The organism is Pseudomonas sp. MF6767 (assembly GCF_016405475.1).
In the GTDB taxonomy this organism is placed as follows: Bacteria; Pseudomonadota; Gammaproteobacteria; order Pseudomonadales; family Pseudomonadaceae; genus Aquipseudomonas; species Aquipseudomonas paracarnis.
Map to the genome: position 1 here is coordinate 1 of NZ_JAEKCY010000034.1, position 26,907 is coordinate 26,907.

The window sequence follows — 26,907 nt, forward strand, 5'->3', positions numbered from 1 at the left end:
GTAGACCACCAACGGCACCTCGGTATGCCGCAGGCCGATACCGCCATGCGCCCCTTCGATATCACCATCAATGGCCGGTTCCATCAGCGGAACAACGATGGGCGGCAAGAGGGGGTCAAGTGTTTTGATCTTGGGCATGGCGAGAATCCTCACGGTCGTGCGCTGTTGGCTTACCACTATCAAACGCCTGAAATCGCGGCGTGCCTACTGTCAGAATTAACAGGTAGTGCAGGATGCACCTGGATCGGTACCTGTTAATTCTGACAGTAGCCAATGCCCGGATTCAGGCGTTTGATAGCGCCAACAGCACACTTCGTAATTACGTGATTTCGACCAGTTTCACTCGGGCGGGCGCCGTAGACTTGAATGAGTGATTGCGCAGGGTGTGAACCATCATTTAAGTGTCCACCATTTGGGCAACAACTGCCGCACCCGCTGCTCCCCAAACCGATCATCAATCAACATCACCACCCCCCGATCCTGTTGGCTGCGAATCACCCTCCCCGCCGCCTGCACGACTTTTTGAATACCCGGGTACAGATACGTGTAGTCGTACCCCGCGCCAAAAATTGCGCCCATGCGCTGTTTCATCTGCTCGTTCACCGGGTTGAGCTGGGGCAGGCCCAGGGTGGCGATAAACGCGCCGATCAAGCGCGCGCCGGGCAAGTCGATGCCTTCGCCGAATGCTCCGCCCAGTACCGCAAAGCCGATGCCCTGGCTGTGTGGGGTGAACTGGTCGAGAAAGGCCTGACGCTCGGCCTCGACCATGCCCCGCGATTGCAGCCACAGCGCAATCTGTGGGTGTCGCTCAGCCAGTAGCTGCGCGACCTGTTGCAGGTAATCGAAGCTGGAGAAAAACGCCAGATAGTTACCCGGTTGCGCGGCGAACTGCTGGGCGATCAATGCCACGATGGGTTCCAGCGATGCCTGGCGATGCACGAACCGCGTGGAGATCCGCTCAACGATGCTCACCTGCAACTGCTCGGCCTTGAACGGTGATTCAACGTCGACCCAGGCGGTGTCCGCTGGCAGGCCCAGCAAATCGGCGTAATAGTGCCGTGGGCTCAAGGTCGCGGAAAACAACACACTGCTGCGCGCAGCCGTAAGCCTGGGCCGGATGAACTCGGCCGGTACCACGTTGCGCAGGCACAGGGTCGAGCTGCTGCGCTTGGCGGTGAACGAGCGCTTAGTGATATCGAAAATAAAGTGCTCGTTAAACAGCTCCGCCACTTTGGCCCATTGCAGCGCGTCGAAGTAGAAGGCTTGCAGGTCACCGGTGAGGGCATCGGGGTGATCGTTGAAGTAATCGCCCATGGCGCTGGTGCACAGGCTCAGGGCCTGGAGCAGTTTGTCGGGTTTGGCGGCGTAGGCCTGATAAGGCGCCAGTTGATCCTTGTGCAACGCGTTCCACCCACGGTTGAGGCGCTGCAAGGGTTTTTTCAGCGCCTCGGGTGCGCTGTCGCGCACGGTCTTGAGGCTGTATTGATCCAGGCTGGCGCTGTACATCGAGCGGGCTCGCTCGACCAGGTTGTGGGCTTCATCCACCAGCACCGAGACCTGCCATTGGTTGAGCTGGGTGAGGCCGAACAACATCGCGCCAAAGTCGAAGTAATAGTTGTAGTCGGCGACGATCAGGTCGCTCCAGCGCGCCATTTCCTGGCTCAAATAGTACGGGCAAACCTGATGAGCCAGCGCCACGTTGCGCAGGCTGCGTTGATCGAGCAGGCGCACCTGGGACGCGGCCTGGCGGGCGGCAGGCAGGCGGTCGTAAAAGCCCTTGGCCAACGGGCAGGAATCACCGTGGCAGGCTTTGTCCAGGTGTTCGCACGCCTTGTCCCGGGCCACCAGTTCAAGCACACGCAGTGACAGCTCGGGGCTGCTGTCGTACAACACCTGCGCAGCATCCAGGGCCAGCTTGCGCCCGGGCGTCTTGGCGGTGAGGAAGAACACCTTGTCCAGTTGCTGCGGCGCCAAGGCCTTGAGCTGCGGGAAGATAGTGCCGATGGTCTTGCCAATGCCGGTGGGCGCCTGGGCCATCAGGCACCGGCCGGTACACACCGCTTTGTAGACCGACTCGGCCAAGGTGCGCTGCCCGGTACGGAAGTCGGCATGGGGAAATGCCAGGCTCTGCGCGCCAGCGTTGCGTGCCGCGCGGTGCTGCATCTCCTGCCGGGCCCAGTCCAGGAACAGCGCGCATTGTTGCTTGAAGAACTGCTCAAGGTCTGGCGCATCGAATCGCTGGTTGAGCACGGTTTCGCCTTCGCCGACGATATCGAAGTACACCAGCGCCAGGTCGATCTCACTGAGCCCGAGCTTCTGGCACATCAGCCAGCCATACACTTTGACCTGGGCCCAGTGCAGTTGCCGATGGTTGGCGGGCTGGGCAGCGAGGTCGCCGCGGTAGGTCTTCACCTCTTCGAGGCGGTTGCTGTCCGGGTCATAGCCGTCCGCCCTGCCCCGTACTTTGAGTTGCTGGTACTCGCCTTCAAGCGCCACTTCATTCTGGTAGTGCGCATTGCGCCGTGACGCTACCGTGCGATGGCCGACGATGCCTTCCTGGGCACTGGGCGACGGCGTAAAGCGCAGGTCGAGGTCACCGACCTTGGCCGTGAACTCACACAACGCCCGCACGGCCAAGCTGTAACTCAAGCGGGTTGCTCCGCCCAGCGCACGTAACAGACGGTGACTGGCATCTGGTGCTCGCCGCAGAATTGCAGCCAACGCAACTGGTTGTCTTGCAGACGGTCGCCGGGGCCTTTGACCTCGATCATGCGATAGGTATTTTGTGCGGGCCAGAACTGGATAAGGTCCGGCATCCCGGCCCGGTTGGCACGGATATCCTGCAACAGGCGCGTAAACCAATGGCGCAAGTGTTCGGCGGGCAGGCAGGCCAGGGCTTGCTCCAGCAGTTCTTCGCTGAGAAGGTTCCAGAACACAAAAGGCGACTGAATGCCCCATTTCTCTACATAGCGTTGGCGGATGCTAGCCTTGTAGCGACCATCCTCCAGTTGTGCAAAGCATGCGGCAAACAAGGCTTCTCGGCGTTGATAAAAGTCCTCGCTGTGCAAGTCCGCCGGCCCGCGCTGGAACGGGTGGAAGAACGCCCCCGGCAGCGGGGCGAAAATCGCCTCCCAGCACAGCAAGCCGAACAGCGAATTGATCAGGCCATTCTCGACGTAATGCACGGGCGCATCCGGTTCGCTCAGGTGCGCCAGCACACAGGACTCCACCGACAGCAGCGGCTCCTGCATCAGTGCCAGGTCCAGGCGCGCCACCGCTTGGGGCTTGGCCCTGGGCAGCGCCGGCCCGCCAAGTTTGCGCCGCAGGCGCGGCACCACCCTTAGCAGCTGTTGGTGTTCGGCGGCGCTGTGTGGGGCCTGTTGTGCCTCGGTCGCCAGGGCCATGGCTTGGGCGTAATCCTCCTGGCGCTCCAGTACGCGAATCAGCCGCGCCCGGGCACCGGGGTGCGTGCAACCGCGGTAAATCTGTTCGGCCAGCGCCAGCTCGGCGCAGCGTTCGCAATACTGGCCGATCTGGAACAACAGCTTGGCGCGGCGCTTTTCCAGCCAGGGGTTGTCGGTACACAACGTGGCGACCTGAGCCAACACCGTATCCAGCGCGTCACCGGCTTCAAAGGCTTGCTGGCACTGGTGCAGGAATAGAAACCCGTGCACATCCTCACGGCTGCGTAACCCACGCGACTCGGCGCAGAACTCGACTTTTTCATAGGTGTAGATGCCCAGGTCTGCCAGCACGAATTCCGACCAGTCCTGGTGCAGATTGCCGAAGAACATCAGGCGCAGGCGATCACACAACTCCATTACCGTCAGGCTGTAGAGCGCGTCGTCCACGTCGGGGCACCACTGGGCAAAGCTGCGCGGCTCGGTAAATTGCGCGGCCAAAGGTTCAAGCCAATCGGCCTTGTTACCCTTGGGTTGATCGATCCAGGGCTTGAAGGCGCCGAGCAATTCACTCTTTTGCAGCAGCGCGAACAGGGTGGCAAACGGCAGCGGGCTTTGATCCTCCACCCATCCCAGCTCACGCAATGGCCCCGCCGCCGCATGGGGGCAACCGATTTCCAGGTAATGGAGTTTAGTGGCGCGAAAATGCACGCCCTTGCGCATCACCATGCGCACCAACAACGCCTGGGAGGCCTGGGGCAACCTGTCAAATTGCTGAATGAATTGCTGTTCGTGCGCATTGAGCAAATCGGCGTAGCGTTGCCCCAACCAAACCAGCACTTGGCGGAAGTTATGCAGGTAATACAAGGGGTCTTCGAGGGGGTTGGCCATGGTGCAATGCAATCAAATACTGGTTATGCATACAGAGTGCCGGGGCAAAGCCGTTGTTGCAATCAGTAATAGATAAATGGCGCCTGCAACTTTTTGCAAAAAAACAATCTGATGAGTGGGTTGATCGCGTAATATTTATGGCCCCGCAAGCAGACGCTGCGGGACTTTTCAGGGTTAAAGGTAAGGGTTATGAACATGAAGAATTTGGGTCTGCCACTGGTTGCACTCCTTTTTCTGGTATTGGCCGGTTGCTCCACGCAAACCGTGGTGACCTTGCAGAACGGCACGCAGTATTTGACCAAGGACACGCCCAACGCCAAGACCGCCGACGGCTTCTACGAGTTCACCGATATTGCCGGCAAGCGTATTCGTATCAAGGCCGATGATGTGGCCACGGTGCGTAAGGAAAAATGATCATCTAGCAAAACCCATCAAATGTGGGAGCTGGCTTGCCTGCGATAGCGATTTTTCAGTCACCGCATGGCTGTCTCGACCGCCGCCATCGCAGGCAAGCCAGCTCCCACACCGAATGCGTTAGCTGATGACTATCCCCTCCCCCGACAGACTGCTCACACCCACCAGCGTCACCGAATCCGTCCCAAAGCCAATGACTGTATCCCCGCCCACCACCTTGACGTGATCGCGGTAATCGGTGCTGCCCGCCACGTCGTTGAACACCAGCTTGTCCGTCGCCTGGTAGCCAATCACCCGGTCATTGCCAAACTGCCCGCTGAACAAAAACGTGTTGTGCCCGCTGCTGTCACGGATGGTGTCATTGCCCTTGCCACCTTCTATAAAGTCCGCGCCCCTGCCGCCTTTGATCAAGTCGTCGCCGTCGCTGCCGATGATGAAGGTATTGCCCTTGTGCGCCTCGGCATTGCGGTTGAGGTCTTGCACCCAGGTGGTGGCCCGTGCCGGGTCGGACAGGTTGGCGACGATCACCGTGGAGTCGCGGGTCATCTGTTCGTAGAACCCCGAGTCGAGGATACGGGTCATGCCGTCACCGTAACCGGTGGGCAAGTGCGAAACCCAAGTGGGCAGGTTGAGGATGGAAAACGGCAGCACGTTCCACAGGGATGAGGCGTAGTGATCGTTGAAACTGACAATGTTGTCAGTGCTCGATTCGTGGGCCTTGTCGTGCACGCCCAGGGACGACAGGTTGAATGACGAGCCATCCAGGGCTCGGAATACTGGATCGTTTTCATAACCGACGTTAAGCACCTTGTCGCCGGCGCTCTGGGTCGGCGATGCGTAGGCCACGTAATTGGCGTCTTTATAGAACCCCGACCAAGTACTGTCGCTCAAGTCGGCCATGCTGTTGACCGCCATGCCGCCCAGGCTGTGGCCGCTGACCACTACGTCATTGCCGCCCAGGCCCTGGGCAGTGGCGTAGTCCGCCACGTTCTTGAGCAACCCGCCAAAAGCCTCCCCCGCGTAGTTCTTGGCATAATCCTTGGGCCCGAAGGCGGCGAGCAGGTCGTTGATCACATCGCCGATGGAGTCGGTGATCACACTTTCCCGAGGCCCTGAAGTGCCGCGGAAACTGATGCCGATTTCCAGCAGCTTGCCAGCGTCATCGTACTTGCCCAGCACCTCGGCCTGCGCCGTGCCGTAGCCGAATTTTTCGCCAAAGTAGGTGCCGCGTGCATCGACCTTGCCGCTATAGCCCAGGGTACTGGCGCTGATGGGCGTCCAGCCGGCTGCTTGCACCGCCTCAAGGGCGGCTTTTTCCGAGTCGGGGTTCCAGGGGATCCCGGGGATGACCCCTTGGGCATTGCTGCCGCCAATCAGCGCGCTGACCAGGGTGGCCGGTAACCCCAGCCCGAGGCCATTGTTCTGGTAGCCGACGGCAAAGCCGTTATCCAGGTTGTGGTAGGAATACAGCGTGATCGCCATGGCATCGGCGAACAACGCCTTGGAGTCCTCGGTACCGAGGTTTTTATAGTCAAAGATACCCATTGGTAGTGCCTCTCTGTTGTTGGATTTGTAGAGAAAGCCAAAACACCTGTTATCCGTTACCACCTGTAGGAGCGAGCTTGTGTGGCGAGGGAGCTTGCTCCCGCTGGGCTGCGCAGCGGCCCCAAAAACTTGCGGGCGCTGCGCACCCGAGCGGGAGCAAGCTCCCTCGCCACAACCAACTGCACCTGGCCTTTAGAACGCCCAATCCAGGCTCAAGCCGACACCGTGCACCTTCTCCTTGCTGGCCAGCAGGCCGTTGTAATCGAAGTTCACCCGCGCATCCTTGCTCAATGCCAGGCTGACCCGTGCCCCGACCAACGCCGCATCGCGCACCATCGGCGCACTTTCCACCGTGAACGAAGGGCCGCCCGAGGCAAACGCCAGGTGCTGCTCCGAATCGGTGCTGCTCAGGTTGTGCTGCCAGCCCAGGGTGCCGGAGACTTCCAGTTGCTGATGGTCGTTGATATTGAGGGTCTTCAAGGCCCGCATACCCAGGGTGCTGAGCACCAGGTCACGGCTGTCGTCGCCACTTCTCAGCGCGGCGGCGTCGCCCTTCTCTTTGAAGCTGTCAGTTGCCAGGTGCACGTAGGCCAGGTTGGCGAACGGCTCCAGGGCCAGTGGTTGCAGGTTGATGCGGTACGCCGCTTCCGTGAACACCTGGGTACTGTGGGCATCGACCTTGGCTTTTTGCTTGCCGCTGACATCGCCGTATTGCAGGTCGCGTTTGACATCGGCGCGGTGCCAGCTGTAGGTCGCGCCGCCACTCAGGCGCCAGGCGCCGATTTCATGCCCGGCATAGGCGCCGAAATGGTAGCTGTCGACCGAGGCGCGGCTGTGGGTGCCGCTGCCCATGTTCAACGACGTGTCGCTGTAACCGGCCACCAGGCCAATGCGTGTGGCCTCATCGACGGCGCCGTCCACACCGGCGAGCATGCCGCCGATAGAGGTGGTGTAGCCCGCCGTGTCGTTGCGGCTGTCGGTCTTGCCCCATGCGCCCAATGCCTTGACCCACACGTTGCCACGGCTGTCGATGGCTTGGCTGGTAGCGCCCATCTCGCCATTGCGCAGACGCTCGCCCACCGCTTCGCGTACGTAGCGGCTGTCATTGACGAGTGCGGTTTCCAGCGCTGGGTAGACTTCCCCACTCAGTTGCTGAAACGCGCCCTGGGCCGAAGCGGCCGTAGGTGCCAGCAGCAGGCTTTCATACACACCGTTGCCCGCGCCCAATTGCTCGACGGCTGCGGCCACGGCGCGCTGGTTCGGCGTGGCGGCCACACTGGCGAAGCTGTTGGTGCGTGCCACATCCAGCTGCACGCCGTTGGCGGCATAGTTCAAGGTACCGCCGACAAACAGGTAGTTGGGAACCACTGCCGCGAAGCTGCCGGTGACGCCACCTGCCGCTTGCAGGATGTTGTATTGGCGGCCGATCAGACTTTGGGCCTGGGGCGCGCTCAACAAGGTCGGGCTGTTTTCCAGGGCCAGGGTCACGGTGCCGCCGTTGAGGGTGGCCGTGCCGCCCGCGACGATACGATCGCTGCTGGTGGGCGACAGTTCTACCGCATAGGTCGAGCCCGGTTCAAAGTTGACGTTGCCCGCCACGTTCAAGGTGCCAATGGAATTGCCCGGTGCCACAGTACCGCCGCTTTTCGCGCTCAGCGAACCGATACGCCCCGAACCACCGACCACGCCGCTCTGGCTCACAGTGACGTCGGAGGTGACCGAACCGTTGATCGCCAGCAAGCCCTGGTTGACCAGCGTCGGCCCGCTGTAGGTGTTGGCGCCGGTGAGCACCAAGGTACCGATGCCCTGCTTGGTCAGGCCGCCATGGCCCGAGATGTCGTTGCTCCACACATCCCGCCCGCAGTGCAAGTCATCGCACACACGCTGGGTGGGTTTGCCGGCATCCACCACCGCGCCGACGCCCGGCAGGTCCGCCACGAACTGGCCGCTGCCGTAGGCGCCGTCGATACGGAACTCGGCCGGGATATCCTCGGCGGTGATAAACATCCCTGGGCCGTTGACCGCCTTTCCCAGGTTGATCATGCCCCAGCCATAGAGGGAGTCGATGCCCGGCGCGCCGAGGTCGGTGGCGGTGGTCTTGAGCACGGTGGAGATCTGGTCGCCGCTCATGTACTGGAAGCGTTCCATCAGCACCGCTGCGCTGCCGGCTACGTGAGGCGCGGCCATGGATGTGCCGTTGAAGTTGGCGTAGTCGTTGGTGAGGTTGTCCAGGTTGGTGCCGTTGATGATCGAGCTGTAGATCTTGGTGCCGGGCGCCGATACGCAAAAGCTTGCCGCATAGCCACAGCGCGACGAGAAGGTGCTGATCACATAGGGGTTGGCACTTGCGGTGTCCGGGTTTTGCTGCAACGCGGCCACCGACAGCCAGTTCGGGGCAATCTCCGGCACAAAGTACGCCAGTCCGGAAATGGCATCCGGGTTGTTACGGTTGTAGTCATTACCCGCGGCGAAGATGGTCAGCACACCGCTGCGGGCCGCATCGATGGCGCCTTGATAAGCCCCCCCTGCGATTGTGCCGAGGATCGGTCGAATGGTATTGAATTGCGCCTGGGCTTCGTTGACGGTGAAATTGGGAAACGCCGGATCGCGCCCGCCCTTGGCGTACTGATCACCGATGCCAATACCCCAGCTGTTGTTGATGATGCGAGCGCCGCTGGCAACCAGCGCATCCCAACCGGCTTTGTACACCGCGCCATCGTTGCCCAGGATAATTCCGTCTTCCGGGCCCGGGTCACCGTTTTCGGCACTGATGATTTGCGCATTGAACGCCACGCCATGCATCGGCCCGCCATCGCGGTTACCCGCAGCAATCCCGCCGACATGCGTGCCGTGGTTGCCCAGCTTGCCATTGGAGCCCAGGGACGGAGTGCCGTCGTAGCGGAAAGCATCTCCGGCCTTCACCGGGATATACGGGTCGGTGTATTGGCGGATGCCCTCGGTGACAATGGTCACCACTTTGTTGGGGCTGGCGAATTCCGGATGTGGCGCATACACCGGCTGGTCGAAGATCCCCAGCTTGACGCCTTTGCCGGTATAGCCGGCCGCATAGGCGGTGTCGGCGTGCACGGCGCCCAGGCCCCAGTCGGCCTTGAACTCATTGCTGCGCCAGCTGGCGGCGTCGCCCAGTTTGCCGGTTTCCACATAGGGTGCAGCCTGGGCGGTCCCCAGGCTTGCCAGGCAACACAGCAACGCGCCGTATGGCACGCAGCTCAGCGCCTTGAGCGGATAGCCCGGGCCTGTGTGGATGGCGGTAGTTAACCCTGACTTGCGTTTTTTCACGGTGACCTTCCTTAGTTTTCTTATTGCACGTGTGTAAATCACTTTCTCCAGAACACCGCCGCTGATCGTTCCCACGCTCCGCGTGGGAATGCGGCCCCGGACGCTCTGCGTCCCAAAGCGTGACGCGGAGCGTTACAAGAGGCGTTAACGATCAGCGGAGCGTGGGAACGATCAGGTTCGCGGTGTCTTCAGAACTGCCAGTTCAGGCTCAAACCCACGCCCTGGGTTTTCGCGCGCCCACCCAATTGGCCGTTGTAATCCAGGTTGACCCGTGTCGATGCATTCAGCGCCAGGCTGGCCTGCACGCCCACCAGGACGGCATCGCGCAGCAACGGTGCACTGCGCACCGCAAATGAAGGCCCGCCGGCGACAAACGCCAGGTGCTCCTCTGACTCCACCGCCGTCAGGCTGTGTTGCCAGCCCAACGAACCGGACAGGTCCAGTTGCTGGTGGTCATTGAGGGCCAGGGTTTTCAGGGCACGCACGCCAAGGGTGCTGAGCACTGCATCACGCCGGTCGCTGCCGCGTTCCAGGGCAGCGGCGTCGCCTTTTTCGTGGAAGGACTCGCTGTTCAGATGCACATAGGCCAGGTTGGCGAACGGCTCCAGGGCCACCGCCTGCAGGCGGATGCGGTACGCGGCTTCGGTGAAGACCTGCGCCGTGGTCGCGTCCAGCTTGGTTTTTTGCTTGCCGCTGACATCACCCCATTGCAGGTCGCGCTTCACGTCGCCGCGATGCCAGCTGTAGGCACCGCCGACGCTCAGGCGCCAGTCACCCAGCTCGTGCCCGGCGTACGCGCCAAAGTGGTAGCTGTCGATGGACGCCGATGAATGGGTACCGCTGCCCATATTCAGCGAGCTGTCGCTGTAGCCGGCGACCACACCCACGCGGGTCTGCTCATCCAGCGCGCCATCCACGCCCGCCAACAGGCCACCGATGGAGGTGGTGGAACCCGCCGTTTCAGTGCGGCTGTCGGTCTTGCCCCAGGCGCCCAGCGCCTTGAACCACAGGTTGCTTTCACCGGTCACTGGCACATGGCGCAGGCGCTCGCCCACGGCATTACGCAGTTGCAGGCTGTCGTTGATCAGCATCGCACCCACGGCGGGGTAGATTTCCCCGGACAGTTGCTGCAAACCCTGCTGGGCGGTGGCGGCTGACTGCGACTGCAGCAGGCTTTCATACACCGGGTTGCCAGCGCCCAATTGCTCGGCGGCCGCCGCAACGTTGCGCTGGTTGCGGGTGGCGCCGACGCTGGCGAAGCTGGCGCCATTGCGCCCAACATTCAGTTGCACGGCATTGGCGGCGTAGTCGAGGGTGCCACCGAGGAACAGGTAGTTGGGCAGCACTTGCCCGAACTGGCCCTGGATACCGCCCGCCGCCTCGAGAATCGAGTACTGCCGGCCAATCAGGCTTTGGGCCTGGCTCTGGCTGAGCAAGGTCGGGCTGTTTTCCAGCGCCAGCGTGACCGTGCCGCCGCCCAGAACCGCCTGGCCGCCGGCAACAATGCGGTCACTGCTGGTGGGCGTCAGCTCCACTGCATAGGTAGAGCCGGCGCCGAGGTTTACGTCCCCTGCCACTTGCAAGGTGCCCACGGAATTGCCCGGGGCCACACGGCCGCCGTTGTTTACAGACAACGCGGCAATACGCCCGGAACCGCCGAGGGTGCCGCTGTCATTCACCGTCACTGCCGAAGCCAGCGAGCCATTGACGGCCAGCAGACCGCCGTTGACGAGGGTCGCGCCGCGATAGGTGCTGTCGCCGCTGAGCACCAGGCTGCCGGCACCGGCCTTGACCAGGCTGCCCTCGTACACGCGGTTGGCGGCGGCCTGGTCGCGGGCGTTGCCGATGGCGTAGTCGGTCTGGTCCTGCTGGCTGGCAGTCGCGCCGACGCCGTTTTGCCAGCCCTTGTCGATCAGGGTTTGCTGCCAGGCAGTGTGTTCGGCGCGGTCCTCGGCCTGGCGCTGAAGCAGCGCCTGGTCGGAGATGCCATTGCTCCACACATCGCCCTGCCCGGCGGCCAGGTTCACCTCCATAGGCCCGAGCAATTGCCCAGGGCCATGCATCGCCCGGCCCAGGTCAGGCACACCCCAGCCGACAATCGCATTGGGCGCCTGGGTGATCGAGCCGTCGAGCTGCGTGGCGGTGGTCAGCAGCACCTGCAAGGCTTGCTCGTTGGTCATGTAGGGATAACGTTCCATCACCAGCGCCAACGCGCCGGTGGCATGGGGCGCTGCCATCGAGGTGCCGGACTTGACCCCATAACCCCCGTCAGGAATGGTGCTGTTGATCAGCGCGCCGGGGGTAGAAATACACCAGTACTTGGCGACGCCGCATTTGTTGTATTTCTGGTTATTGGCCTTATCCAACCCGGACACGGCAAGCCAGTGGCCTTCCAGTTCCGGCTGGAAATACGGCAAGGCCGAGCGCACGCTCGCGTTGGCATAGCCGCTGTTGCCGGCGCTGAACACATTGATCACGCCAGCCTTGGCCACGTCCGCTGCCGCGTCCAGCCAGGTGCCACGGTTGTAATGCTGGGCGTACGCCGCGTGCATGTTATCCAGAGTCTGGTAACTGACGTCCTTGGGCTGGCTGCCCCAGCTGTTGTTGATGGCGCGCACGCCGGAGTCCACCAAAGCGGTGTACACGGTCTTGAAGTATTTGGGGTCAGGGGTGGGGCCGAACAGGAAGCTGTCGTTGGCGTTGGTGTTGCCCACAAAAACTTGCGCGTTGTAGGCCACGCCATGCATGCCCACGCCGTCGCGGGCGGCGCCCATGGTGCCGGTGACGTGGGTGCCGTGGGAATCATTGTTCGGGTTGAGCGCGCCCGTGGTGCTGAAGACGCTGCCATCGACATAGGTGCCCGTGGCGGTGACCGGGTGGAAACGGTCTTTGGAGGCTTCGGGGTGATTGGCATCGAACCCTGAGTCCAGCGCGCCGATTTTCACGCCTTGGCCGCTGATCCCGGCGGCGTAGGCTTCATCGGCTTTCATGCGGCCCAGGCCCCAGTCGCTCTGGTACTCGGCCGAGCGCCAACTGGCGGGGTTACCCGGCTGGCCGGTCTCGGTGTATTGCGCCTGTGCCGCAACGGACAGCAAGAGCAAGGAACCTGCGGTGAAGGGTTTGAAACGCGGTGAATCGGTGATCATGTGCACACTCCCTATTATTGTTATTCCCTGCCCTGTGGCGAGGGAGCTTGCTCCCGCTGGAGTGCGAAGCGCTCCCTAAAAAAGCCGGCTCCAGCTTCGCTGTCGAGCGGGAGCAAGCGCCCTCGCCACAAAACACGCGCTCCTACAGTTTTCCATCCGGGCCGAAGGCTTCGTCCACTTTGGCCAAGTCGGTATCGCGCAAGTTGCCCGCGTAGTAGTGCAATTTGGTCCAGGCCATCAAGTAGTCATAACGTGCCTGGGCCAGGTCGCGGCGGGTGCTGTACAACTGCTGTTCGGCGTTCAGTGCGTCGAGGTTGACGCGCTCGCCGCCGAGAATGCTTTGCTTGGTCGACACCACCAGCGCCTCCGCGGATGCCAGCGCTTTCTGATAGGCGCGCAACTTGCTCACGCCTGACAAGCACGCGCTGAACTGGCGACGCAGTTCGATCAGGGTTTCGCGGGTCTTGCCCTCCAGCTCGTACTCGGCCTGCTCCATCGCACGGCTGGCCTGGCGGGTGGAAGCCGAGATACCGCCACCGGCATACAGCGGCATGCTTACTTCGACGCCGATGGTGTTGGTGTCGTAGCGCTGGTTATAGGTGTTGCCGCTGTCGGACTCCTGTTTGCGCGAGGTGGCATACGCGGTGATTCGCGGCAAATGCCCGGCGCGGTTGCGTTCCACTTCATAGCGCGCCACTTCCAGGGACTGGCGCTGCGACGCCAGCACAGGGTTGTTGGTCAGCGCCAACTCATGCCAGGTGTCGTAGTTGGCCGGGGTCAGGGTGAACGCGGCAAAGCTCTGGTTCAGCGGTGCCAGGTCGTTGATGTTGACGCTTTGCACGCCGATCAACGCGCCCAGCTCCCGGAGCGAGGCGTCCTGCTCATCCAGGGCCTGGATCTCTTCGGCGGTGGCCAGCTCATAGCGGGACTCGGCTTCAAGGATATCGGTGCGAGTGCCCTCGCCTTGCTGGAACAGATGCCGGTTCTGCTGGAACTGTTGTTCGAACGCCTTCTTCTTGGCCCTGGCGATGTCGATCTGGTCCTGGGCAAAGAGCGCCTGGGTGTAATAGCTCAACACCCGCACCAGCAACGCCTGGCTCTTGTCGCGAAAGCTTTCATCGGCAAACAGCGCCTGGGCTACGCCCTTGCGGTAGTTGGCATAGGCTTCGTAGTCGAACAGCGGCTGTTGCAGGCTGAAGGTGGAGCCATAGCTGTTGTAGTTGCGGTCGTCGCGGTAACTGCCGCCGCGCCCGTCAGGCAGGTGCGCTTCGGAGTTGTTGCGGCCTTTGTTGTAGTTGTAGGACAGCCGCGGGAGCAAGCCGGCGCGGCCAATGGTGCGGTTTTCCAGGCCGGCGTCGCGCTCCTTGATGGCGCCGAGGAACACCGGGTCGTTGCGCAGCGCCTGCTCGTACACATCGAAGGGCCCCATAGCGGCCTGGGCACTGCCACACACCAGCAACAGCGAAATGAACACTGGCTTCATGCTCATTCCTCGGTCAACGCGGAGCCGGCGCGATCCAGCAGCGGCTTGAACAGATAGTTGAGCAGCGAACGCTCGCCAGTGCGCACGAACATCTCGGCGGGCATGCCGGGCTTGATCACCAGGCCGTTGAGTTTTTCCATCGCCGCTTCGCTGACGCTGGTGCGCAGCACGTAATACGGCGCACCGGTTTTTTCGTCGAGCATCTGGTCGGCGGAGATCAGGCTGACTTCACCCGGCACCCGTGGCGTGCGGCTTTGGTTGAAGGCGGTGAAGAGGATGTCGACCGGCAAGTGTGTGCCGACCTTGTCTACCAGATGTACAGGCAAATGCCCTTCCACTTCCAGGCGTGTACCCTGGGGCACAATCTCCAACAGGGTTTCACCGGCGCGCACCACGGCGCCTTCGGTATGCACGCTGAGGTTGACCGCAATGCCATCGGCCGGCGCGTTGATTTCGCTGTGTTGCAGATTGAAGCCGGCGGAGGTCAGTTGTTGCTCAAGGGTCAGGGCGCGCAGTTGCGCGTCGGCCAGTTGGCTGCGCACTTCCTTCTGATACTCCTCGCCGTGCTGCTGCAATTTGAGCCGCGACTCGACAATGCCCTGCTCTATCCGCCCGCTTTCCCCGGCGTTTTGCGCCAGGTCCTGCTGCACCTGGGACAACTGGCGCTGATAGTCCATCAGCCGGTTGCGCGGGATATAGCCGTTGTCGGCCAAAGGTTGCAGATTGCTCAGTTGCGCGCGCAGGGATTGGGCCTGGGCGGTCAAGTCACTGCGGGCACGGCGCATACCGCTCAACTGCGAGGTAGCCCCCTCGATGCTGGCGCGGATCCCGGCTTGTTCACGGGCAAACGCGTCGCGACGGCTGCTGAACAACTGGCGCTGACCGTCCAGAACCAGCATCAGGGCCGAATCGGGATTGGCGCTCAGCTCAGCAGGAAAGGTAATACCGGGCAGGTTGTCACGCTCGCTCTGCCAGCGCGCCACGCTGGCCCAGGCCATGCGGTACTGGGCTTGCAGCGATTGCACATCGGCCTGGTTCTGGGTCTGGTCAAGACGGAACAGCGGCTGGCCTTGCTTGACCAGTTCGCCCTCTTTTACCAGGATGCGGCTGACCACACCGGGGCTGAAGGTTTGTACCGCCTTGCGCTTGCCCGACACCACCACGGTGCCTTGTACCGGGATGCCCTGGTCCAACGGTGCAAGGCTGGCCCAGAGGAAAAACCCACCGGCACCGACAATGGTCATCACCCAGCCCATTTTTACGAAAAAGCCGGCATCGCGTTCTTTGATTTGAGGTTCAACGGTAAGGCTGCTCATGCGCCTGGATTCCTTCCGGCCTGGTACTGACGACTGAAACTGACACCGGTTTTTTCTTTCGGCGCTTCCTGCTGCCCGGACAACGCCCGCAGCACCTCTTGGCTGGGCCCGAACGCTTGCAGTTGGCCTTCGCCGAGCACTAGCAACTTATCGGCCTGGGCCAATGCCGAGGAACGATGGGTGACCAGCACCACGCTGCTGCCCTGGGCTTTCATCTGCATGATGGCGCTGGCCAATGCGGCTTCGCCGACGGTGTCGAGGTTGGAGTTGGGTTCGTCCAGCACGATTAGCCGCGGCCCGCCGTACAGGGCGCGAGCCAGGGCGACCCGCTGTTTCTGGCCGCCGGACAAGCCACCGCCGTTGTCGCCCAGCACGGTGTCGTAGCCCTGGGACAGGCGCAGGATCAGCTCATGCACACCGGCCTGTTGCGCGGCCTTGACCACCAGCTCCGGGTCGGCCTCGCGAAAGCGCGCGATGTTGTCGGCGATGCTGCCGCTGAACAGCTCGATGTCCTGGGGCAAATAGCCGATATGCGGGCCGAGGTCGTCGCGGTTCCAGCGGTGAATATCCGCGCCGTCCAAGCGCACGGTGCCGGCCAGGGTCGGCCATACGCCCACCAGCACGCGAGCCAGGGTGGACTTGCCGGAGCCCGACGCGCCCAGCACGCCCAGCACTTCACCGGCAGCCAGGTTGAAGCTGACCTGATGCAGGGTCGCCATGCGTCGCCCCGGCGGGCCGGCGCTGACCTGCTCGAAACTGACCTGGCCGTGGGGCGCAGGCAAAGCCATGTGCTCGACCTCTGGCGGGAATTCGCGCAGCAGTTCGTCGAGGCGCTGGTAGGCCAGCTTGGCCGAGCTCCATTGCTTCCACACTGCAATCAATTGGTCGATGGGGCTGAGTACGCGGCCCATCAAGATGGAGCCTGCGATCATCATCCCGGCGGTCATGTCGCCCTTGATCACCAGGTAGGCGCCCAGGCCCAGCACCAAGGATTGCAGGCACAGGCGCAGGGATTTGCTCAACGAGGTGATGATCGAACCGGTGTCGCTAGCCTTGTTCTGCAAACCCAGGAACTGAGAATGCACGCCAAACCAGCGTTGGCGCAGTGCGCCTAGCATGCCCATGGCCTGGATGGTTTCGGCGTTGTGCAAATGGCTGGTGGCCAGTTGGGTCGACTGCTGCGAAAAACCGCTGGCCTCGCCCAATGGCTTTTTGGTCAGGTATTCGTTAAGGCACGCCAGGCCAATCAACAGTACCGCGCCGGCCGTGGCCAGCACGCCGAGCCACACGTTGAACAGGAAAATCACGAACAGGTAGATCGGGAACCATGGCGCATCAAAGAATGCGAACAGCGCAGGCCCCGTGATGAATTGGCGCAAAGCGGTCAGGTCGCCCAAGGATTGCCCGGCATGCCCCTGGCCACGCTGCAAGTTGCGCTCGAAGGCGGCCTTGTACACGCGCAAGTTGAAACGTCGCTCCAACTGGCTGCCAATGCGGATCACGATGAAGCTGCGCACCACTTCCAGCAGGCCGATAAACGCAAAGAAGCCCACGACCATCAGCGTCAACATCACCAGCGTGGTTTCATTCTGGGAGGACAGCACACGGTCATACACTTGCAGCATGTAAATCGAGGGCACCAGCATTAACAGGTTAATCAATGCCGTGAAACAGCCAACGCTGATCAAAATACTCTTGTATTCACCCAGCGCCCTGAATAAGGGCGCCACCCCATGGGACTTCGCCATATTAATTGTTTTTCCTTGCAGCGAATTACGCAAAAGGGTCTCCCCTACCAAGTAGGGTACGGCCGCCTAACAAATCGAGTTATATGCTTATAACTTTTAATTAAGGTTTACGTTGCAGCGTTACAACTTCGCCAGCTTTAGTGCGGGCTTGATAGTCGCCCTCTTTCTGGCGATTCAAATGGGTGATCCCCGAGCCTTCAGCGTTAAACAGCCAAATACCATCCGGCGTGGGCGACCACGTCAGCGGCTTGTCGCCCAGCCATTGCTCGGCACAGGCGATATCGCCTTCCAAGACGTTGGCTTGCTCCACTAACTTGAGCGCGCACACCTGATCCTGCTGCTTCAGTTCCCACTGCCCGGCAAGCTGCGCGGAAGTGGGTAATACAAGACTGCTAGCCATTGCGTGGGCTCCTGCCGACACGAACAACACCTGCACAACACAGGCGATCAAATGGGAAAAACGTGGCATATCCAACTCCAGCCTGGAGCGCGGCGCCGAAGCGCCGCGCGCTTTACATCAGGCTACGATGTCACTGGCAGCCGCCTGGCCAACGGTGGTGACGAGGAAATCCGCCACGCCGTGCCCGGAGAAGTCCACCGCCAAGGTGCCCAGGTTGGTACCTGAGGCATAGGTCAGTACAGCATCGCCGGCATGCCCGGTAAATGCGTTGACGAAGGTCACGCCCGCACCCTTGGTGATACCGGACAGGTCGATCTTGTCCGAACCGGAGGTGAAGTCGAAGATCTTGTCCGCAGCCCCTGGCTTGGAGTCGGAACTGGCACCGTACACGAAAGTGTCGCTGCCAGCGCCGCCCCACAGTTGGTCCGCACCGCCGCCGCCGTAGATGAGGTCGTTGCCGGCCCCGCCCTTGATGGTGTTGGCAACCTGGTTACCAATGATCAGGTCGTTACCCGAACCGCCGAACGCGTTCTCGATGGTGACGCCCTTGGCGATGGACACGTTGCCCACCAGGCCGCCCACATCAGAGAACGAGGTGGCAGTGAGGTTGATCTTCTGGTTCTGGGTAAAACCGGAGAAGTCCAGGGTGTCGTTGCCGCCACCGTCCCATACCGAAAACACCAGCTTGTCGGCATTGGACGTGGCGCTGAGGAAATCACGCCCGGTGTTGGAGTTGAACCCGTAAGTGGTGTCCGTGGCGCGGGTGTTGAAGTTGGCACCGTAGAGCTTCTGGATCGCGGCGATATCGTCGATCAGCGGGCCGGAAGCGTAAGCCTCGACGCCGCCCTTGCTGAAGTTCTGGTTGGTGTTGCTCTCGCTCCAGTAACTCATGAGGCTATAGCCACGCGTGTCCTGTCCATAGGTTGCGTCGTTATAGGTCGGGTTGCCGTTCCCGGCGTTGTAGTCGCCAGGGTGAGCCAGGCCCAGGGTGTGGCCGATTTCGTGGGTCAGGGTCTGCCGGCCATAGTTGTTCAGGTCCGGGGTCTTGTTCGGCGTGTAGCTATTGTTGGTCAGGTACCACGAAGTGCCGTCGTAGCCTGCACCGGTACCGGGCAGGTAAGCGAAGGCCGCGGCGCCGTCCTGGCCGCTGCTGTAGTTGCCGAAGGTCATGTGGCCGTCACCGCCGGAAGCCTTTTCGGTAAAGGTCACGTTGGCAACATCCGCCCAGGATTGCATGGCCAGTGCGGCCTGTGCTTTCTGCTGGGTGTTGAATTGGCTGAACCCGGAGATGCCATGTTTGTTCATGGTGCTCTGGGTAGCCGAGGTGAGGAAGGTGTAGGTCAGATCGATCTTGCCGTTGCCATCAAAGTCCCGGTACGCAGCACCATCCCGCAGCAACTGGGTCGCTGCCTGGTCCACGGTGTAGGACGGTTTGCCATTGACCGTGAGATTACCGCCACGGTCATACAAATGGCTGAAGCTATCGATTTGCGAGTAAGCAGTGCTGGCTTGCGCGGCAGATACAATAGCCTTGTCTTTTACTTTTGACATAAACGTACTTCCTTGTTTGCAAGTGCATCAGTCTTTGTTCGATAGGAACCTCGCGGGCGAGGATAGTCCTATCACTCACCTCTTTTGAAGGCGTAAGAAAACTGACACAACTTGAAATCTTTCGTCTACATCTATTTCCATCGCACAATTGTGACGCAGGTTCAAGTTGCAGAAGTCCCACGCAGTGTTTATTGGGGGCCGTTGCGTTTATGTGGCCGAATCGGCGCACACCACTATTTAAATATTAAATACAAGTAAAGCCGCTCTAAGCGAACGGCTCACTTGATTAATGGATCCAATATATTGTCACGGTGTCATTAGCAACATTAAAGAGCCACTATTCGCACTATTAAAGTGCGCTGTCCCCCATTACCGGGACATACTCCAGCCACACTGTTGCAGGGCTGCCAAGAGGGTTTCGCCAGCCAGGCCCGGCACCTCGGCGCCGTCTTGGGTGGTCATGTCTTCACCTGCCAGAATGGCGTTGATGATCGCCTCCTCCACCGCCTCTGCCGCCGCGCTGAACAGCGGCGAAATATGGTCGTTGTTGACCATCTGCAACCCGGTGCTGAGGGGCAGGTCCTTGCGCCCATAGTCGGCTGGCGGCAAATCACGGTTGCCGGTGGCAAACGCCAGGAACAGGTCGCCGCTGGAATCCTCGGTGCCGCCACCGGTGCGCGCAATGCCGATGGACGCGCGCTGTGCCAGGCGCTGGCATTGGTGGGGCAGCAAGGGGGCGTCCGTGGCGATGATCACCACGATGGAGCCCATGCCAGGGGTGCCTCGCTCGGCAAAGGGCGAAGCAATATCCATCAAGTGACGGCCCACCGGGTAGCCATCGACCCGCAGCTCCTGGCGCTTGCCATGGTTGGCCTGCACCAGTACGCCGACGGTCCAGCCGCCCTGCTCTGCTGGCAACCGCCGTGACGCCGTGCCGATGCCGCCCTTGAACTCGTGGCAAATCATGCCAGTACCACCGCCCACCGCACCTTCCTGCACCGGGCCGCTTTCAGCCTGGTCCAAAGCCTGGCGCACATGCTCTGGGCGCACGTGCTGGCCCCAGATATCGTTGAGCAGGCCATCGTAGGTTTCCATGACCACCGGCATGCACCAGTACACCGCAGGGTCCGCCAGGCGCTCGCGCTCCAGGGCGATCAGGCTGTCGCGCACCACCCCGATACTGTGGGTGTTGGTGATGGCCATCGGCGTGGTCAACAGCCCCGCCTCGCTGATCCACTCAAGGCCCGTGGCGTCGCCATTGCCGTTGAGCACGTGATAGCCGGCAAAACACGGTTGATGCCGGGCCTCCCCGGCCCGCGGCTGGATCAGCGTGACGCCAGTGCGTACCTGCTTACCGTCGGCACAGGCCTTGATCGTCGAGTGACCGACGCGAACCCCGGGAACATCGGTGATGGCATTCAATTCGCCGGGCATGCCCAACCCCAACGTAATGCCCAATTGACGTGCACGCATACCCACTCCTTACAGTTTCTGAAACGCCGGACTCAACCGGCCACTGATGCAATACAAAATCACCGACAGGGCCAACAAGCCGATGATGATCATGATGTCGCGTACCGAGGCCTCCAGGATCAAGGTCACTAGCAGGTAACCGGCACCCAGTACCGCCAGCAATGCCGGCAGCGGCCATAAGGGCATGCGATAGGGATGTTCGCGATCACGCAGCAGCACCCGGCTCATCAGCGCGCTCAGCGCCACTACCAGGTAAACCAGCATGATCAGCAACACGCTGAACGAGGTCAGATCGGCCAGGTTCGAGCTGAAACTCAACAGCGCCGAGGGTATCGCCAGGAACAGTGTTGCCAGCCACGGCGAGTCCCAGCGCGGGTGGATACGTGTGAACAGCTTGTTGATGCTCGGCGTCCACAGCGCATCGCGACCGCTGCTGAACACCACCCGGCCAATCTGGATCACGATGGCAACGATGGCGTTGAACACTGACAGGAAAATCCCGGCACTCACCAGCCGCGACAAGGTTTCATTGCCATGACTGGTCAACAGATAGCCGATCGGGTCGGGGCTGCTGATCATTGCGCTCAGGGACGGCGCGCCGATCAACAGCGCAGTGATCGGCACCAACTCGATGACTACCACCAACCCCAACGACCATAGCACCGCCTTGTGCACGCCCTTGCCGCCGCACTTCATGTCTTCGGCCAGCAACACCGCCGGGCCGTAGCCGTTGAACGAGAACAGGCCGATGCCGACGGCGCCGATCACCAAGGCCCAGGGCGCCAGGTGCAACACGCCGTTTTCGACGATCTGCGGCTGCAACAACACACTGGCCGGTTGCACCGGGTTACCGAAGCCGATCACCACAATCACCAGCAACGCCGCTACTTCCAATAGCAGGCAGGTGCCGGTGATCCAGGCGTTGAGCTTGATGTTGAGGATGCCCAGCGCGTAGCTGCACACCACGATCACCAGGGCGACGGTTTGCGAATCGAATGTCGTGCCCAGGGCGTTATTCAGGTAAGTCGCCGCACCGGTCGCCAATACCGGCGGGATAAACAGCAACATCACCAGCACCGTCAGGAAGGTGGCGTAACCGGCCATGCCACCAAACACGCGCTTGGCATACACATACTCGCCGCCGGCACTGTTATGGGCGCGGCCGAGTTCGGCGTAACAGAAGGCGAACATCAACGCGAGCAACGCCGCCATCACAAACGCCAGGAACACGCCACTGCCCGCCTGCTGGATGGCAAACGGGGCGATCACGAAGACGGAACTGGCCGGCGTTACCGCTGAAACGGTAATCGCCACGACATCAAAGACGCTCAGGGTGGGCTTGAGCACGCCATCGGGCGCGGGGGTGGCACTCATATCGTTATCCTCTGTCGTTGTTTTTGGTGTGAGGCAGAAACGAAAAATGATTGTTCCTCGGGATATGCTTCCCGTTGGACAGTGTCGACGTTATCGGCTGGTGGGGCTGCCGGCCAATTCCCCTATTGGCGTACTCCCCTTGACGGTGCCCAGCAGAAGCCTAACCCTTGGCCGATCATTTGAGGGTGGGGATGTTGAGATGAGCCTGTTCCGGGAAATCGGTATGCACGCGGGGTTGGGCCGCACCCTGTCACAGATCGGCACCGAGCGGTTCTGGAAGCAACTGGTGCTGTTATTGCATCAGTGCCTGCCCTTCGATAATGCCCTGGCGATTTTCTACCCGCTGGATGGCCCGCCCCAGGCCCTGGAGGAGTACGACGCCCAACCCAGCAGCAAGCCGGCGTCGATGCTGGTGTACCTCAATGGCCTGTACCTGCTCGACCCGTTTTACCAGGCTTGCCGCGAAAACTATGCCAGCGGCGTATACCGCCTGGAGGAAGTGGCGCCGGACCATTTTCGCCAGAGTGAGTACTTCCTCAATTACTTCCACGACAATGTGCTGGAAGACGAAGTGCAAGTGATCCTGCAACTGCCCGGCGTGGGCACGCTGTCGCTGTCGCTGGGCATGCAGCGGCGCTTCAGCTTCGAAGAAACCGGGCTGTTGACCACGCTGTCGGCGTGGGTGTTGCCGCTCATGCACCAGCATTGGCAGCAAAGCACCCAGCGGGCACCGGCCATGGACAGCCAGATTCGCGATGCCCTGAGTCATTTCGGCAGCGGTGTGCTGTCGGACCGCGAGCTGGAAATCGCCCGGCTGGTGTTGCGTGGGTTCTCCTCCAAGGCCATGGCCGAACGCTTGAAGATCTCGCCGGACACCGTAAAAGTGCACCGCAGGCATCTGTACGCCAAGCTGGACATTTCGTCGCAGCCCGAGTTGTTTTCACTATTCATCCAGTCATTGGGGCATGACCTGGAGAACCCATAAACCTCATTCGAGCTGAAAGCGTGTTTGGCGCCTGTCAACGCCCCGTCCGTATGGTATTCCATACCCGAGTACGCACCCGGTCGATATTCAACGGCATGGCTTGCAGTGCAAACAGCTTGCCCATCATCTCCGGGCTCGGATACACCTTGGTGTCGGCCTTGATCGCCGGGTCTACCAGGCTGTCGGCCGCCGCGTTGCCGTTAGCGTAGTGCACGTAGTTGGTGACACTCGCCATCACGTCGGGGCGCAGCAGATAGTTCATGAAGGCATAGCCGGCTTTCTCATCCGGCGCGTCGGCGGGCATGGCGACCATGTCAAACCAGATCGCCGCGCCTTCCTTGGGAATGTTGTAGCCGATATTCACGCCGTTCCTGGCTTCCTTGGCGCGGCTTTCGGCCTGCAGGATGTCGCCGGAGAAACCGACGGCTACACAGATATCGCCATTGGCCAGGTCGGCGGTGTATTTCGAGGAATGAAAATACGCCACGTAAGGCCGCACTTGCATCAGCAGGGCTTCGGCCTTCTTGTAGTCCTCGGCTTTTTTGCTGTGGTGCGGCAAGCCCAGGTAATTGAGCGCGGCTGGCAGCAGTTCGGGGCCGTTGTCGAGGATGGCGACCCCGCATTTTTGCAGCTGGGCCATGTTTTCCGGCTTGAAAATCAGGTCCCAGGAGTCCACCGGGGCGTTGTCGCCGAGTACCGCCTTGACCTTGTCGATGTTATAGCCAATGCCGGTGCTGCCCCACAGGTACGGAAAGCCGTGAGCATTGCCAGGGTCATTGTTTTCCACGGCTTTGAGTAGCACGGGGTTGAGATTTTTCCAGTTGGGCAGCTGGCTCTTGTCGAGCTTTTTAAGGGCGCCGCCCTGGATCTGCCGCGCCATGAAATGGTTGGAGGGAAACACCACGTCGTAGCCCGACTTACCGGTCATCAGCTTGCCGTCGAGGGTTTCGTTGCTGTCGTACAGGTCATAGGTGAAACCGATGCCGGTGTCTTTCTGGAAATTCCTGGTGGTGTCCGGTGCGATGTAGTCCGACCAGTTATAGATCTTCACGGTCTCGGCAGCCTGGCTGATAGTAGCCAGCAACATCAAGGGCAACAGGGCAATGGCTTTCATGGTTCGATTTCCTGGCGGTTTTAGGGCTGTTTTTATGGCAGGCGATCAAGGATCAAAGCGTTACAGAATCAGGACGTAGGTCTTGCGCACGGTTTCCTGGATATCCCAGATACCGGTGCTATTGGCTGGCAACATCAGTGCGTCACCGGCTTGTATATGCAGGGTTTCCCCGTTGTCGGGCGTGAAGGTGCAGCGCCCTTGGATGAAATGGCAAAACTCCTGGGACTTGATCTGCCGACGCCAGCGCCCCGGGGTGCAGGCCCAGATGCCGGTCTCGACCCCGTCGTTGCGCTCCACGCTCAGGGTCGAGGCCACGGCGATGGGCGCGCCCAGGGGCACCGCCACCGGTGATGAATCTGGCAGAGCGGTGTTCAGCGTGTCTTTGAATTGCGTAATGCTCATGGGTTTTCCCCTGTGGGTGGAACGAGTCAGTGCATGAAGCCTTCCATGAAACCGGCAACGCCGGTTGCCAGCTTGCGGCGCCAGGGCGGGGTGTTGGGGTTGGCCAACACCTGGTCTTCATGGACAAAACTGCGAATGATCGCGTTGTAACCCAGCCAGCGGCACGGCTCCGGCTCCCAGGCCTTGAGCGCCTGGAGTCCGCCTTCGCGAATCACCCAGGGTTGTCGGGTCAACGGGGTGTCGCGGCCCAGGATCAAGTCGGCCAGGGTACGGCCGCCGAGGTTGGTGGCGCCCACGCCCTCCCCGCCATAACCGCCGGACAGTGCGATGCCAGTGGCGTGGTCACAGAGCATGTGCGGACGAAAACGGCGCGACATGCCCAGATTGCCGCCCCAGGAGTGGGTAATCCTGGCCTTTTTCAGCTGTGGGAAGAGTTCTCCAAACAGGTAGCGACGCAACTCTACTTCGCTGTCCGTCAGGTCGAAGTTGTGCCGTAACTTGCCGGCAAATTGATAGCCACCACGGGCGCCGAACACCAGGCGATTGTCGGCCGTGCGCTGGCCGTAGGTGACTTGTCGGCTGCTCTCGCCAAAAGCCTGGCCCTGGCTGAGCCCGATGCCCTCCCAGGTGCTGGCCGGCAGCGGTTCGGTGGCGACGATCAAACTCTGCACCGGTAACTGGTAGCGACCCAATGGGGGCAAGGTATTGGCGTAACCCTCGACAGCAGGCACCACCCAGGCGGAGCGCACGCTGGCCCTGGCGGTGCGCAGGCCGCCGGACTGCCAATGGGTCACGGGGCTGTTTTCGTAAATGGTCACGCCCAGGTTCTCAACCGCCCGCGCCAGGCCACGCACCAGCTTCGCTGGGTTGATCGTCGCGACGTGGGGGGCATAGATGCCGCCATAAGGCTTGGCAATGCGGACCTGCTCGGCCAATTGCTGCGGGCTGAGCCAGCGGTAGTCGTCTTCGGTGAGGCCCTGGGCGTACAGCTTGTCCAGATAGCGGCGCAGGCTGCCTTCCTGCTCGGGGTAGCGTGCGGCGCAATACAAGGCGCCGCCTTTGCGGTAGTCGCAGTCAATGCCTTCGCGGACCAGCACCTGTGCCACTTCATCAGGAATGCCATGCAAGAGGTCAAACGAAGCGCGACGCTGCTGGGGGGCAAGCTCAGCCAGCAGACGGTCTTCTCCCAAGAGGTTGCCCATCAACCAGCCACCATTGCGCCCGGATGCGCCGAAACCGGCCGTTTGCGCCTCGATGATTGCAATTTTCAGCTCAGGGGCCTGGCGCTTCAGGTAATAGGCGGTCCACAGGCCGGTATAGCCGGCGCCGATAATCGCCACATTGACGTCCAGGTCGTGCTCCAGCGACGGGCGCGCTACCAGCGGGTCGTCCAACTGGTCCATCCATAAACTGATACTGCGCCATGCCGGCATGCCAGGTTCCCCTACCTCGGTTCGATAGGGCCGATCCTAGAGTGCAGCGTCAGGGGCTGTCTTGCGCGCGTGCACGCACAGAAATTTGTTTGAGGTACGCCTTGGGCGATTGCCCGGTGTGCTGGCGAAAAGCGCTGTAGAACGCCGAGAGTGAATTGAAACCGGCGGCAAAGGCCAACTCATCGACTTTGACCGGCGCGGTGGCGTGGTCCAGCGCGGCCAGTACATGCTGGAGTCGCGCCTGGTTGACGTAGCGATAGAAGCTCTGCCCCAGCACCTGGTTCAGCAGGTAGGACATCTGGTTGCGACTGTAGCCACAGGCCTTGGCGACCCGCTGCAGGTCCAAGTCCGGGTCCAGGTACGGCTGCTGACGCTCGAAATATTGTTGCAGGTCATTGGCCATATAACCCAACTGCTGGGGCGACAAACCCAGGCGGCTGACCGTGGTACGCAGCGCCTGGGTCGGTTGCTCGTGCACCAGGGACGCATATTCATGCACCCGCCAGATCAACCCGTCGCGCACCGTAATGGCCTCACTGGTACGAAACGACACCAGGCCCTGGCCGCCACGCAAGGTAATGCGGTACTGGATAAACGCGGTATCGCCATCGGCTCGGATGCGATCAGTGTGCTCAATCGCTTCATCTGCCTCACGGGGCATGCTGGCCTGCAAGTACTCGCGCAACTCGGCATAGCCCACCACACGGTTCTGGAAGAAATCGTGGTACTGGATCTCGGGGTGGTAGTAAGCCATCACCCCGTCCAGATCGCGATGTCGCCAGCACAGGTGATGGCGCAGCACCAGCGCGCCGGTAGCGTGGGAATTGTGACACTCATCGTCTGGAGCGATGTCGGACATATCGGGCTCTACGGCGGAGAAAATGCTCGAGAATGCCGAACTTTACCCTTCCCTTCAATGGTCAGATCGAGC

18 protein-coding genes are annotated in these 26,907 nt (G+C 61.3%); 2 read left to right on the plus strand and 16 right to left on the minus strand.

The features are described from left to right. Positions 1 to 393: 393 nt before the first annotated feature. The gene (locus tag JFT58_RS29120) at positions 394 to 2,649 is read right to left on the minus strand and encodes an ATP-dependent DNA helicase (RefSeq protein ID WP_198834841.1); all 2,256 of its coding nucleotides are present in this window, start codon (positions 2,647 to 2,649) and stop codon (positions 394 to 396) included. Then, a complete protein-coding gene (locus JFT58_RS29125; protein WP_054898114.1) occupies positions 2,646 to 4,292 on the minus strand; it encodes a VRR-NUC domain-containing protein in 1,647 nt (548 codons plus the stop codon). The genes JFT58_RS29120 and JFT58_RS29125 overlap by 4 nt, the downstream gene beginning before the upstream one ends. Before the next feature lie 189 nt (positions 4,293 to 4,481). Here JFT58_RS29125 and JFT58_RS29130 point away from each other — a divergent pair, with 189 nt between their 5' ends. Next, positions 4,482 to 4,706 (plus strand): YgdI/YgdR family lipoprotein, encoded by a 225-nt coding sequence (locus JFT58_RS29130; protein WP_054898113.1) that lies wholly within the window; start codon positions 4,482 to 4,484, stop codon positions 4,704 to 4,706. 120 nt (positions 4,707 to 4,826) lie between these two features. On the opposite strand, the gene JFT58_RS29135 is transcribed toward JFT58_RS29130, so the two are convergent. The 10 genes from JFT58_RS29135 to JFT58_RS29180 form a co-directional block, all read right to left on the minus strand. Next, on the minus strand, positions 4,827 to 6,251 hold the full coding sequence (locus tag JFT58_RS29135) for a polyurethane esterase (protein WP_054898112.1): 1,425 nt from the start codon (positions 6,249 to 6,251) through the stop codon (positions 4,827 to 4,829). 192 nt (positions 6,252 to 6,443) lie between these two features. Beyond that, positions 6,444 to 9,551, minus strand: a complete 3,108-nt coding sequence (locus JFT58_RS29140; RefSeq protein WP_054898111.1) for an autotransporter serine protease — start codon at positions 9,549 to 9,551, stop codon at positions 6,444 to 6,446. A gap of 188 nt (positions 9,552 to 9,739) precedes the next feature. After that, positions 9,740 to 12,697, minus strand: coding sequence for an autotransporter serine peptidase EprS (eprS, locus tag JFT58_RS29145; protein ID WP_054898110.1), 2,958 nt, complete (start codon positions 12,695 to 12,697; stop codon positions 9,740 to 9,742). Positions 12,698 to 12,839: 142 nt separating this feature from the next. Further along, on the minus strand, positions 12,840 to 14,180 hold the full coding sequence (locus tag JFT58_RS29150; protein WP_003191155.1) for a TolC family outer membrane protein: 1,341 nt from the start codon (positions 14,178 to 14,180) through the stop codon (positions 12,840 to 12,842). A gap of 2 nt (positions 14,181 to 14,182) precedes the next feature. Beyond that, positions 14,183 to 15,496 (minus strand): HlyD family type I secretion periplasmic adaptor subunit, encoded by a 1,314-nt coding sequence (locus JFT58_RS29155; RefSeq protein ID WP_054898109.1) that lies wholly within the window; start codon positions 15,494 to 15,496, stop codon positions 14,183 to 14,185. Beyond that, positions 15,493 to 17,244 (minus strand): type I secretion system permease/ATPase, encoded by a 1,752-nt coding sequence (locus JFT58_RS29160; RefSeq protein ID WP_054898108.1) that lies wholly within the window; start codon positions 17,242 to 17,244, stop codon positions 15,493 to 15,495. Before JFT58_RS29160 ends, JFT58_RS29155 begins: the two co-directional genes overlap by 4 nt. Positions 17,245 to 17,344: 100 nt before the next feature. Continuing rightward, positions 17,345 to 17,713: an AprI/Inh family metalloprotease inhibitor gene (locus JFT58_RS29165; protein WP_054898107.1), complete on the minus strand. Its 369-nt coding sequence runs from the start codon at positions 17,711 to 17,713 to the stop codon at positions 17,345 to 17,347. A 48-nt stretch (positions 17,714 to 17,761) separates the two neighbouring features. Then, positions 17,762 to 19,195 (minus strand): serralysin family metalloprotease, encoded by a 1,434-nt coding sequence (locus JFT58_RS29170; RefSeq protein WP_054898106.1) that lies wholly within the window; start codon positions 19,193 to 19,195, stop codon positions 17,762 to 17,764. A 369-nt stretch (positions 19,196 to 19,564) separates the two neighbouring features. After that, positions 19,565 to 20,668: a DmpA family aminopeptidase gene (locus tag JFT58_RS29175; RefSeq protein WP_054898105.1), complete on the minus strand. Its 1,104-nt coding sequence runs from the start codon at positions 20,666 to 20,668 to the stop codon at positions 19,565 to 19,567. Positions 20,669 to 20,677: 9 nt separating this feature from the next. Then, a complete protein-coding gene (locus JFT58_RS29180) occupies positions 20,678 to 22,042 on the minus strand; it encodes an APC family permease (RefSeq protein ID WP_034127698.1) in 1,365 nt (454 codons plus the stop codon). Positions 22,043 to 22,241: 199 nt separating this feature from the next. Here JFT58_RS29180 and JFT58_RS29185 point away from each other — a divergent pair, with 199 nt between their 5' ends. Next, entirely contained in the window at positions 22,242 to 23,027 is a 786-nt protein-coding gene (locus JFT58_RS29185) for a helix-turn-helix transcriptional regulator (RefSeq protein ID WP_054898104.1), read from the plus strand. A 34-nt stretch (positions 23,028 to 23,061) separates the two neighbouring features. Here JFT58_RS29185 and JFT58_RS29190 read toward each other — a convergent pair whose 3' ends face one another. From JFT58_RS29190 to JFT58_RS29205, 4 genes are read right to left on the minus strand one after another with little or no spacing between them, the layout of a single operon-like run. Beyond that, positions 23,062 to 24,141, minus strand: a complete 1,080-nt coding sequence (locus JFT58_RS29190; RefSeq protein WP_054898103.1) for a polyamine ABC transporter substrate-binding protein — start codon at positions 24,139 to 24,141, stop codon at positions 23,062 to 23,064. Between the two features lie 60 nt (positions 24,142 to 24,201). Continuing rightward, entirely contained in the window at positions 24,202 to 24,543 is a 342-nt protein-coding gene (locus JFT58_RS29195) for a cupin domain-containing protein (RefSeq protein ID WP_034127701.1), read from the minus strand. 26 nt (positions 24,544 to 24,569) lie between these two features. After that, positions 24,570 to 25,976, minus strand: coding sequence for an NAD(P)/FAD-dependent oxidoreductase (locus JFT58_RS29200; protein WP_054898102.1), 1,407 nt, complete (start codon positions 25,974 to 25,976; stop codon positions 24,570 to 24,572). A gap of 49 nt (positions 25,977 to 26,025) precedes the next feature. Further along, positions 26,026 to 26,835 (minus strand): helix-turn-helix transcriptional regulator, encoded by an 810-nt coding sequence (locus tag JFT58_RS29205; RefSeq protein ID WP_034127703.1) that lies wholly within the window; start codon positions 26,833 to 26,835, stop codon positions 26,026 to 26,028. Between the last annotated feature and the right edge of the window lie 72 nt (positions 26,836 to 26,907).

Bases quoted from the DNA above. Each gene is read 5' to 3' on its own strand.
- JFT58_RS29195 (WP_034127701.1), bottom strand. From the start codon at position 24,543: ATGAGCATTACGCAATTCAAAGACACGCTGAACACCGCTCTGCCAGAT.
- JFT58_RS29185 (WP_054898104.1), top strand. From the start codon at position 22,242: ATGAGCCTGTTCCGGGAAATCGGTATGCACGCGGGGTTGGGCCGCACC.
- JFT58_RS29160 (WP_054898108.1), bottom strand. From the start codon at position 17,244: ATGGCGAAGTCCCATGGGGTGGCGCCCTTATTCAGGGCGCTGGGTGAA.
- JFT58_RS29155 (WP_054898109.1), bottom strand. From the start codon at position 15,496: ATGAGCAGCCTTACCGTTGAACCTCAAATCAAAGAACGCGATGCCGGC.
- JFT58_RS29200 (WP_054898102.1), bottom strand. From the start codon at position 25,976: ATGCCGGCATGGCGCAGTATCAGTTTATGGATGGACCAGTTGGACGAC.
- eprS (WP_054898110.1), bottom strand. From the start codon at position 12,697: ATGATCACCGATTCACCGCGTTTCAAACCCTTCACCGCAGGTTCCTTG.
- JFT58_RS29175 (WP_054898105.1), bottom strand. From the start codon at position 20,668: ATGCGTGCACGTCAATTGGGCATTACGTTGGGGTTGGGCATGCCCGGC.
- JFT58_RS29125 (WP_054898114.1), bottom strand. From the start codon at position 4,292: ATGGCCAACCCCCTCGAAGACCCCTTGTATTACCTGCATAACTTCCGC.
- JFT58_RS29170 (WP_054898106.1), bottom strand. From the start codon at position 19,195: ATGTCAAAAGTAAAAGACAAGGCTATTGTATCTGCCGCGCAAGCCAGC.
- JFT58_RS29180 (WP_034127698.1), bottom strand. From the start codon at position 22,042: ATGAGTGCCACCCCCGCGCCCGATGGCGTGCTCAAGCCCACCCTGAGC.
- JFT58_RS29135 (WP_054898112.1), bottom strand. From the start codon at position 6,251: ATGGGTATCTTTGACTATAAAAACCTCGGTACCGAGGACTCCAAGGCG.
- JFT58_RS29150 (WP_003191155.1), bottom strand. From the start codon at position 14,180: ATGAAGCCAGTGTTCATTTCGCTGTTGCTGGTGTGTGGCAGTGCCCAG.
- JFT58_RS29190 (WP_054898103.1), bottom strand. From the start codon at position 24,141: ATGAAAGCCATTGCCCTGTTGCCCTTGATGTTGCTGGCTACTATCAGC.
- JFT58_RS29165 (WP_054898107.1), bottom strand. From the start codon at position 17,713: ATGCCACGTTTTTCCCATTTGATCGCCTGTGTTGTGCAGGTGTTGTTC.
- JFT58_RS29205 (WP_034127703.1), bottom strand. From the start codon at position 26,835: ATGTCCGACATCGCTCCAGACGATGAGTGTCACAATTCCCACGCTACC.
- JFT58_RS29130 (WP_054898113.1), top strand. From the start codon at position 4,482: ATGAACATGAAGAATTTGGGTCTGCCACTGGTTGCACTCCTTTTTCTG.